Annotated in this window: 6 protein-coding genes; 1 reads left to right on the plus strand and 5 read right to left on the minus strand. The window is 69.5% G+C overall.

The genetic code is table 11. The features are described 5' to 3' along the window. Positions 1–51 precede the first annotated feature (51 nt). A complete protein-coding gene (locus V6M42_RS12040; protein WP_332678663.1) occupies positions 52–1371 on the minus strand; it encodes an ammonium transporter in 1320 nt (439 codons plus the stop codon). Between the two features lie 298 nt (positions 1372–1669). Here V6M42_RS12040 and V6M42_RS12045 point away from each other — a divergent pair, with 298 nt between their 5' ends. Beyond that, entirely contained in the window at positions 1670–4480 is a 2811-nt protein-coding gene (locus V6M42_RS12045) for a M16 family metallopeptidase (protein WP_332678665.1), read from the plus strand. Positions 4481–4537: 57 nt separating this feature from the next. Here V6M42_RS12045 and V6M42_RS12050 read toward each other — a convergent pair whose 3' ends face one another. The 4 genes from V6M42_RS12050 to V6M42_RS12065 all read right to left on the minus strand — a co-directional run. Further along, complete coding sequence (locus V6M42_RS12050; protein ID WP_332678666.1) at positions 4538–5557, minus strand: NAD-dependent epimerase/dehydratase family protein; 1020 nt, start codon at positions 5555–5557, stop codon at positions 4538–4540. A 144-nt stretch (positions 5558–5701) separates the two neighbouring features. Next, on the minus strand, positions 5702–8104 hold the full coding sequence (locus tag V6M42_RS12055; RefSeq protein WP_332678668.1) for a glucan 1,4-alpha-glucosidase: 2403 nt from the start codon (positions 8102–8104) through the stop codon (positions 5702–5704). An 11-nt stretch (positions 8105–8115) separates the two neighbouring features. Further along, positions 8116–9045 carry an alpha/beta hydrolase gene (locus V6M42_RS12060; protein ID WP_332678670.1) on the minus strand — a complete coding sequence of 310 codons (930 nt, stop codon included), beginning with the start codon at positions 9043–9045 and terminating at the stop codon, positions 8116–8118. Beyond that, positions 9042–10202 (minus strand): MFS transporter (locus tag V6M42_RS12065; RefSeq protein ID WP_332678672.1); only part of this gene is annotated, 1161 nt, incomplete at its 5' end. The genes V6M42_RS12060 and V6M42_RS12065, both read right to left, overlap by 4 nt.

The raw sequence follows: 10202 nt of genomic DNA on the forward strand, positions 1-10202 counted from the left end.
CACTAGCCACTAGCCACTAGCCACTAGCCACTAGCCACTAGCCACTCCGCCCTACTGGTGAATCGTCTCGCCGTGCTGGGTGTAGTCGAGGCCCTCGATCTCCTCCTCCTTCGCCACGCGCAGGCCGGTGGTGAATTTGCAGATCATCAGGATCAGGAAGGTCCCGATCCCGCTCCAGGCGATGACGGCGGCGAGGCCGATGGCCTGGTTGAGGAGATTGGCGTTCTCGCTCGCCGGATTGATGGCGGCGGTGGCCAGGACGCCGGTCAGCAGGGCGCCGACGATGCCGCCGACGCCGTGGACGCCGAAGGCGTCGAGGCTGTCGTCATATTTGAAGGCGCGCTTGAGCCAGACGGCGCCGGCGTAGCAGGCGGGGCCGCTGAGGATGCCGATGATGAAGGCGCCCTTGGGATCGACCAGGCCGGCGGCCGGGGTGATCCCGACGAGGCCGGCGACGATGCCGGACAGCAGGCCCAGCAGGGTCGGGCGCTTGTGATCGATCCACTCCACGGCGGTCCAGCCGATGGCGGCGGCGGCGGCGGCGAGCATGGTGTTGAAGGCGGCCACGGCGGCGATGCCGTCGGCGGCCCAGGCCGAACCGGCGTTGAAGCCCAGCCAGCCGACGAACAGCAGGCCCGTGCCGATGGCGGTGAAGGCGAGATTGTGCGGGGCCATATTGTCCCGGCCGTGACCGTGGCGCGGACCGAGGACGAGGGCGCAGACGAGGCCGGCGACGCCCGCATTGACGTGGACGACCGCCCCGCCGGCGAAGTCGAGCACGCCCAGCGACCCCATCCAGCCGCCGCCCCAGACCTGATGGCAGATCGGGACATAGACCAGCAGGTGCCAGAGGAAGAAGAACAGGATGGAGGCGGAAAACTTGATCCGCTCGGCGAAGGCGCCGGCGATCAGGGCCGGGGTGATGATGGCGAAGGTCAGCTGGTAGGCGATCCACAGGAACTCGGGCAGGCCGGGGGCGAGGCTGTGCGCGGTGGAGGGGGTGACGCCGTTCAGGAAGGCGGCCTGCAGCCCGCCGATGAAGCCGTTGGTCGCGGGGCCGCTGGAGCCGAAGGACAGGCTGTAGCCGACGACGAACCAGAGGACGGTGACGATGGCCAGGGCGGCGGTGGAATGGGCGATGGTGGCGATGACGTTCTTGCGCCGCACCATGCCGCCGTAGAACAGGGCGAGGCCCGGCAGGGTCATCAGCAGGACGAGGGCGGTGGAGGTCAGGATCCAGGCCGAGGACGCCTCGTTCAGCACCAGCGGCGCCTGGTGAGTCAGCAGCGTCGGGGGCGCGGCCAGGGCCGGGGCGGCGGCTGAGACCGCGGCGGCCGCGGCGAGAAGGGCGACAAGGCGGGGAGCGGTCATGCGCGGGTCCGGGCCGGAGGTCAGAATGGTCGGCCCGAACCGCGTTCGACGCCGCGGATACGGATAGGACGCTATCGCAGCGCACAAGGCAATTCATTTCGTGTGCGGCGCAATATCTATCGGCAGCGCTGCGACCGAGGCGCTCTATAACGCGTCTCGCCGCACGAACTGACCGGAGGGATGCTGCTCCGCGATATACATTACAGAGTTGCAACAATTCACATATTGCGCGTTGGGGCTGTCCGGGTGTCACCTTCGGTCCTGGCCGTCCGCCGTTATCGCAGTCTGGGGAAACACCATGCGCCACGCCCGCCGTCTCGCCTTGCTCGGAGGGGTCGCCTCGACCCTGCTGATCGCCGCCGCCGCCCATGCCGAGGGAACCCCGTCCGCGGCCGCCGTCGCGCCGCCCGCGGCCGCCCAGGAGCGGCTGGCCCCGCTGCCCGAGGTGGACATCCCCTTCACCAAATTCGTGCTCAACAACGGTCTGACCGTGATCGTCCACGAGGACCACAAGGTCCCGATCGTGGCGGTGAACATCTGGTATCACGTCGGTTCCAAGAACGAGCCCGAGGGCCGGTCCGGCTTCGCCCACCTGTTCGAACATCTGATGTTCAACGGGTCCGAGAACTACAACACCGACTTCTTCAAGGGCACGGAGCTGCTGGGCGCCACGGACCAGAACGGCACCACCAACACCGACCGCACCAACTATTTCCAGAACGTCCCGACCTCGGCCCTGGATTCCATCCTGTGGCTGGAGAGCGACCGGATGGGCCATCTGCTGGGCGCCATCGACCAGGCGCGCCTGGATGAGCAGCGCGGCGTCGTCCAGAACGAGAAGCGTCAGGGCGAGAACCAGCCCTATGGCCGGGTCTGGAACGCGATCACGGCCGCGACCTATCCGGACGACCATCCTTACGGCCACACGGTGATCGGATCGATGGACGACCTGAACGCCGCCGACCTGCCGACCGTGCAGCAGTGGTTCCGCGACTACTACGGCCCCGCCAACGCCACTATCGTGCTGGCCGGCGACATCACGCCCGAACAGGCCCGCGAAAAGGTCGAGCGCTATTTCGGCGACATTCCCCCGGGACCCCCGGTGACCCAGCCGGTCCAGATGATCGCCCGGATGACGGGCGAGCAGCGCGAGGTGATGTACGACCGCGTCGGACAGCCGCGCCTGTACAAGGTCTGGAACACGCCGCGCGCCGGCTCGGCGGACTCCGACCACCTCGGCATGCTGGCCCAGGTGCTGAGCTCGGGCCGGAACTCGCGCCTGTACAAGCGGCTGGTCTTCGACGACCAGATCGCCACCCAGGTCGCCGCCTTCAACTCGGAGAGCGAGATCGGCAGCCAGTTCCTGGTGATGGTCACCGCCAAGCCGGGACAGGATCTGGCGCGGATCGAGGCGATCGTCGACGAGGAGATGGCGAGGCTGTTGCGGGACGGTCCGACCGCGGTCGAACTCGAGCGCGCGCGCACCACCGTGGGGGCCGGGTTCGTGCGAGGCCTTGAGCGGATCGGCGGTTTCGGCGGCAAGTCCGACATCCTCGCCGAGAGCGAGGTGTTCCACGGCGATCCCGGGGCATGGCGCGAGACCTACCGCCGCATCGTGGCGGCCCAGCCGGCGGACCTGACCCGGGTCGGCCGCGAATGGCTGACGGACGGAAGCTACTCCCTGCAGGTCCTGCCCTTCGCGGACTATGCGGCGCAGGGTGCGGGCGTGGATCGCGCCCAGGGCGTTCCGGCCGCCAGCGCGGCGGCCGAGGCGGTGTTCCCGACGATCGAGCACGCCCGCCTGAGCAACGGCATGAAGGTCATGTTCGTGCAGCGCGACAGCGTGCCGACGGTCAGCATGAACCTGATCCTCGATGCGGGGACGGTGGTCGATCCGGACGCCCGGGCCGGCCTGGCGCAACTGACGCCGCAGGTGATGACCAACGGCACGGATGATCTCGACGCCCTTGAGATCAGCGACCGCCTGCAGCTGCTGGGCGCCACGCTGGGCGCGGGGTCGAACACCAACGCCACCAGCCTGTCCATGACCGCCCTGTCCTCGCGACTGGATCCGTCGCTGGACCTGTATGCGGACGTGATCCTGAATCCGGCCTTCCGGCCCGAGGATTTCGAAAGGGCCCGGACGCAGCAGATCGCCGGCATCCAGCAGGCCAACCGCAGCCCGGGGGCCATCGCGCGCCGGGTTCTGAACGCCCAGATGTACGGGCCCGGCAATCCCTACGGCCGTCCGGGCAGCGGAACGGAAGACACCGTCGCCGCCCTGACCCCGGCCGATGCGGCCGCCTGGCATGAGACCTGGTTCCGTCCGGACAACGCCACCCTGGTCGTGGTCGGAGACACCACCCTGGCGGAGCTGACGCCGAAGCTTGAGCGGGCCTTCGCCGGATGGCGGACGCCCTCCACGCCGATGCCCGCCCGTCCCGGCCCCGCCGATGCGCCCGACGCCTCCGGCCAGCCCCGCATCCTGATCGTGGACCGCGCCGGACCGCAGTCCACCATCCTGGCCGGGCGCGTGGCCCCGGCCTTCGACCCGGCGACCGAGGCGGCGATCGACACCATGAACACCGCCCTGGGCGGCGCCTTCACCAGCCGCATCAACATGAACCTGCGCGAGGACAAGGGCTGGTCCTACGGCGCCGGCGGCGGCGTTCCCTACGGCCGGGGCGAACGGATCTATTCCGTCAGCGCCGGGGTCCAGTCGGACAAGACGGCCGAGAGCCTGGCCGAACTGCGCCGGGAACTCACCGAGGTCGTCGGCTCGCGCCCGCTGACCGATGAGGAGATCCAGGCGGCCCGGGCCAATATGGTGCAGGGCATGGCCGGCAACTGGGAAACCAATGCGGCCATCGCCGGCGAGCTTCAGAACATGGTCGTCTGGGGCGTGCCGGAAAACTACTACGACACCTATGCCGGGACGGTCGGATCCATGACCGCGGCCCAGGCCGCGGTGGCCGCGCGGGCCATCGTCGGGGCGGGGCCCACCACCTGGGTCGTGGTCGGCGACCGGGCGTCGATCGAGCCGAAGATCCGCGCGCTGGGCTACGGCGACGTGCAGGTGGTCGATATCCACGGCCGTCCGGTCCAGTAAGGCCGGCGTGTCAGCGAAGGGGGCGGGGCCGGCGACGGTCCCGCCCTTTTTCGCGGGTCAGACCTGGTAGAAGCCGCGGTACCAGTCGACGAACCGCTTCACGCCCACGTCGATGGGGGTCGAGGGGGCGTAGCCGAGCAGGGCGCTGGTTTCGGCGACATCGGCCTCGGTGCGGGTCATCTCGCCGTCCTGGGTCGGCATGATGTTGAGGACCGCCTTGCGGTCGAGGGCCTGCTCCAGAACCTCGATGTAACGCGACAGGCGTTCGCGGCGGCCCGCGCCGAGGTTCAGGACCCGCCAGGGCGCGACGCCGCTGGTGGCGGGCGACGGCGCCTCGGCCTTCCAGTCCGGGTCGATGGCGGGCGGCGCGTCGAGGGCGGCGACCACGCCGTCGACGATGTCGTCCACATAGGTGAAGTCCCGCTCCATGGCGCCCGCGCCATAGACGTCGATGGGCTGGCCCTCGAGGATGGCGCGGGTGAATTTGAACAGGGCCATGTCGGGCCGGCCCCAGGGCCCGTAGACCGTGAAGAACCTCAGGCCTGTGCTGGGGATGCCGAAGATGTAGGCGTAGGCGTGGGCCATGGCCTCGTTGGCGATCTTGGTCGCGGAATAGACGTTCAGCGGGTGGGCCACCCCCTGCTGCACCGAGAAGGGCAGGGCGGCGTTGGCGCCGAAGACGGAACTGGTCGAGGCGAAGACCAGATGCTCGGCCTTCACGGCCCGGGCGCCCTCCAGCACGGTGAGGAAGCCGACCACATTGGAGTCGATATAGGTCTCGGGGTTTTCGACGCTGTAGCGGATGCCCGCCTGGGCGCCGAGATGGACGATGCGACGCGGCGCGTGCTGCGCGAACAGGGCGGCCATGCCCTCGCGGTCGGCGAGGTCGAGCGTGTGGTGGACGTAGCCGGGCAGGGTCAGCAGCTGGTCCAGCCGCGCCTGCTTCAGGGCCGGGTCATAGTAGCTGTTCAGATTGTCGACGCCGATCACCGTCTCGCCGCGCGCCAGCAGGCGCCGCGCGGTGTGGAAGCCGATGAAGCCGGCGGAGCCGGTGACGAGGACAGGGCCTTTGCTCATGGGCCTTGGTTACTCGCAGTGGCCGGAACCGCCAAATCTTCTCCGTCATTCCGGGGCTGAGCGGAGCGAAGAAGCGGGAACCCGGGACCGCATACGATCACCTGGGTTCCGGGTTCGCTTTTCGAGCGCCCCGGACTGACGGGCTTATCTGGCGTAGCGTTCCTCCACCGGCGCATACCGGTCCCAGACCGCGCGGTCGGCCAGGGAACGCAGCAGCTTGATGTATTCGGCGTGGGTCCAGGCCAGGGGGGTGGCGGAGTTGGTGCCCTGACCGGGCTGGTAGCCGTGCGGCGTGGCGTTGCCGACGCCGTCCCAGACCTGTTCCGGCAGCAGCAGGCCGTCGTTGGCGAAGGACTCCATGCCGCGGACGTAGGTCTGACGGATCAGGTTCAGCTGGGCCGTATTCCAGTCCTGGTCGGCGGACGGGTGGGCCAGCAGGGCGGCCAGTTCATAGTGACCGCGTTCGCCGGTGAAGATGGGCCAGACCCGGCCGCGCTGGCCCGGGGTCATGCCGCCGACGCCGTAGTTTCCGCCGGTGTCAGCGTTCTCGCCATAGCCGTCGTTGCCGTAGCGGCGGAAGCCGGGAACGCCGTTCAGGTCGTAGCGGACGCGGAAGCGGGCCTCGCGCTGCTGGTCGTCGTATTCGGGCAGGGTGGCGGTGATCGACGGGGCGTCTGCGGCGCGGACGCCGTAGCGGACCAGTTCGAGGAAGCCGCCGTCGATGATGCGGTCCTCGGGCATGGCGGGCTGGCCGTTGTTCTCGCCCAGCGGCAGCTTGTCGTTCGGATCTTCATTGCGGCTGAGGCGCAGGAAGTAGCGGCCGTCGCCGTATTCGCCGGCGGTGGTGAACATCCGCGCCTCGACCTTCGAGGCGTAGTCGTCGGCGGCGGCCTGGTAGCGGGCGGCCGAGGCCGGATCGCCCGAGGCGCGCGCGATGTCGGCGGCGACGGTCAGGCCGGTGATGACGGCGGCGGTGGTCGAGGGGGAATAGCCCTCCTGCTCCTCCCAGCGCTCCTGCTGGGTCCAGGGCGGGGTGATCTGGCGGTCATTCCAGAGGATGCCGGCCTTGCCGCCGTCCACGAGGAAGTCGGCGGCGGGCTTGATCATCCGGGCGTACATGGCCGTGAGTTCGGCGTCGTCGATGCGGCCGGCCTTCCACAGCTTCCAGCCCAGCATGATGGGCATGGCGGTCTGGTCCAGCTGGACCCCGACCCATTCGATCTGCCCGTCGACGTGGGTCTTCTGCAGGAACCAGCCGGTGGCGCCGCTATTGCCGGGCGTGTCGGCGCGGACCTGGACCTGGGGCAGGTAGCGGAAGGCGGCGACGGGGGTCTCGGCGTCGCCCAGCGCCATCAGGGCCATCGCCACCTGATAGAAGTCGCGCGGCCAGACGGCCTTGTAGCCGGTCGAGGATTCGGTGGCGTCGACCGTGTCGCCCCACGGATTGGACAGGGAGGCGATCAGGGCGCCGGCGTAGGTGCGGTCCTCCTGCACCTTCAGCATCAGGGCCGAGGCGTAAGCGAGTTTGCCGCCGTCGGTGGATTGTCCGGCGATGCGGGGCAGGTCGGAGAGGGAGGCGAGGTAGTCCTCCCAGCCGATGCGGTCGCCCTCGCCGTTGAAGCGGCGGAGGACCTCGTCGAGGCCGGTCACGAACGGTCGGGTCGCCTCGCGCGCCGCGGCGGGCTCGCTGTCGCCGAAGCCGATGACGAAATCGCGCGACAGGGATTCCCCGGCCCGGAGTTTGGGCAGGGCTCCCGTCAGCATGATGTTCCCGCCCTCGGGGCCGGTGGAGTCGTAGACGTGATCCAGACGGCCATCGGCGAGGTCCGTCAGGCCGTCGGAGACGCCGACGAAGCCGACGCTCTGGGCCTCGAAGGCCGCGTTGGCCCACAGGGCGAGGTGGACGTCGCCCTCCGCCGCCTGGAGCACGCTGTAGCTCGTCGAGCCGTCCGACGCGGTCTGGCTGAGAGTGGCGGTCGAATGCCAGCCCCGATCCCCGACGCCCGTATTGGCCATGTGGGGCTCGAGCAGGAGGTAGGGTGTGACGTCGCCGCGCAGGGCCCGGACGGCGGCGCGGACCACGAGCGCCTGATCGTCGGGACTGACGTAGACGCGCTTCTCGATCTCGTAGCGGCCCTGCTTGTCCGTGGTGATGATCCGATAGGCCGGCGACAGCGGACGCCCCTGATCGTCCGTGTGCAGATATTCGGTGCGGCTGGTGGTGTCGGTCCCCTCGACCGAAAGGCCGGTGTCGGTGACGACGGCGAAGCGCAGCTGCTTGATCTGGGCCTCGTGGATCAGGCCGTACATGGTCTCGGTCAGGACGCCGTCGGCGATGGAGAACCAGACGCGGCTGACGTCGCCGGTGCGGCCGCCGTCGCGGTACTGGCCGTCGACATAGGCCTCGTAGGAGGCGCCCGCCCCGGTCTTGGCGGCGTTGACCCAGGTCGGTTGGTCGCCGGGCGCGCCGGGCGCTGTCTGGGCCATGGCGGCGCCGGCGAGGGCGGCGAGGGCGGCGCCGAGGGCGAGGCGGGAGATCATGCGCATGGGGGAACTCATCAGGCAGGCAGCAGGAAGGTGAGGGGAGCGTCGAGGCGCTGGTTCCACGAGGCTTCGTTGTGTTCGGCCCCGGGGAAGACCAGGCTGCGGAAGCGGTCGGGGCCCCAGCCTTCGTCGCGGATGGTCTGGTCGATGCGCGACTGGAAGACGGCGTAGAAGGCGTCCAGCGTCTCGTCGCCGCGATCGAAATAGAGGCGATGGTCGCGCCCGTCGGGAAGGCCGTCGAGGACGACGCGGGTCCAGGCCGAGACCAGTCTTTCACGCCAGGCCGCCAGCGCCGCCTCGTCGCTGATCTGGTCGATGCGGATGGGCCAGTGGGTCGAGACGCAGCCGGCGGCGCCGAAGACGCCGGGGTGTTTCATCAGGGCGTAGAGCGAGATCAGTCCGCCCATGCTGGAGCCCATGACGACGGTGTCGTCGCGGCGCGTGCGGGTGCGGTAGGTCCGGTCGATGAAGGGCTTCAGCTCCTCGACCATGAAGCGCAGATAGCCGTCGGACAGGGGCTCGCCGCCGTAGATGGACTGGATGTCGGCGCGCATGTCCCCGGGCAGGGCGCGGATCAGGTCGGCGGGGATGTATTCGCGCAGCCGCAGCGGGGTGTTGCCGATGCCGACGACGATCGGCGTGCGGATCTGGCCGTTGGCGGACAGGCGGGCGACGTGTTCGTCGACGCCCCATTCCTTGCCGTAGGCCGCGCGCGACCCGTCGAACAGGTTCTGGCCGTCGTGCATATAGAGGACGGGGTAACGGGCCTCCGAGCCGTCATAGCCGGGCGGCAGCCAGACGGTGACGTCGCGCGGCTGGACGTGGGCCGAGGCCATCCGCGGATGCTCGACCAGACGGCCCTCTGTCGGCGCGTCGGCGCGGGCCGCGGCCGCCAGCGGCAGCAGGGCGAGGCCGGTCAGGGCGGCGCGGCGGTCCAGTCTCATGCCGGGTCCGCCTTGGGCTCGGTGACCTTCAGGCTGCAGGCGGCGGCGATGAAGAAGCTGACGCCGCCGAGGACCAGGGCCCAGATGGCCTGGCCGTCGAACAGGCTCTTCAGCATCAGGCCCAGGATGGTGGCGGCCAGCAGCTGGGGCACGACGATGAAGATGTTGAAGATGCCCATGTAGACGCCCATTTTCCGGCCCGGCACCGCGCCCGACAGGATGGCGTAGGGCATCGACAGGATCGAGGCCCAGGCGATCCCGACGCCGATCATGGGCAGCCACAGCAGCTGCGGATCGCGGATCAGGAAGACGCCGATCAGGCCGAGGCCGCCGAGGGCCAGGTTGATGGCGTGGGCGGCCTTGCGGCCCGTGCGCCGGGCGATCACCGGAATGGCGAAGGCGGCGAGGGCGGCGACGCCGTTATAGACTCCGAACAGGACCCCGACCCAGTTGGCGCCCTCGTTATAGGCGGTCGAGGTGGTGTCGCTGGTTCCGTAGTGGACGGCGGTGACGGCGGCGGTGGTGTAGATCCACATGGCGAACAGGGCGAACCAGCTGAAGAACTGGACCACGGCCAGGCCGCGCATGGTCTTCGGCATGCGGAAGACGTCGTCCATGATCTCGGTCAGGCTGTTGGAGCGACGGGCGGCGTGCAGGGCGCCGACGGCCATCTGCAGCAGGCCGAAGCCGACCAGGAAGCCGAACAGGACGTAGAGTTCCTTTTCCAGCCCCGCGTACGAAACCACGCCGACGCCGACGGCGCCGATGAAGCCCCAGATCAGTCCGCCGACATACCAGGCGCGGTGCGAGCGGGCGGGGGCCTGACGGTCGTCGGCGCCCTGGGCGGTCAGGGCGGCGGCGCGGGCGCTCTCGAAGGCGTCGATCTGTTCGGGGGTGTATTCGCGGGTCGAGACGACGGTCCAGAGCACGGCCAGGAGCATGCCCGCGGCGCCGATGTAGAAGGACAGTTTGACCGAGTCCGGGGTCACGCCCTCGGGGGCGGTCGAGACGACGTGGAAGACGTTGGTGAGGAGCCAGGGCAGGCAGGAGGCCAGCACGGCGCCGGCGCCGATGAAGAAGGTCTGCATGGCGTAGCCGCCGGTGCGCTGCTCGTCCGGCAGGTTGTCGCCGACGAAGGCGCGGAACGGCTCCATGGT

The organism is Brevundimonas sp. (assembly GCF_036677305.1).
Classification (GTDB): Bacteria; Pseudomonadota; Alphaproteobacteria; order Caulobacterales; family Caulobacteraceae; genus Brevundimonas.

Coding starts and splice junctions, on each gene's coding strand:
- V6M42_RS12040 (WP_332678663.1), bottom strand. CDS start 1,371: ATGACCGCTCCCCGCCTTGTCGCCCTTCTCGCCGCGGCCGCCGCGGTC.
- V6M42_RS12045 (WP_332678665.1), top strand. CDS start 1,670: ATGCGCCACGCCCGCCGTCTCGCCTTGCTCGGAGGGGTCGCCTCGACC.
- V6M42_RS12050 (WP_332678666.1), bottom strand. CDS start 5,557: ATGAGCAAAGGCCCTGTCCTCGTCACCGGCTCCGCCGGCTTCATCGGC.
- V6M42_RS12055 (WP_332678668.1), bottom strand. CDS start 8,104: ATGCGCATGATCTCCCGCCTCGCCCTCGGCGCCGCCCTCGCCGCCCTC.
- V6M42_RS12060 (WP_332678670.1), bottom strand. CDS start 9,045: ATGAGACTGGACCGCCGCGCCGCCCTGACCGGCCTCGCCCTGCTGCCG.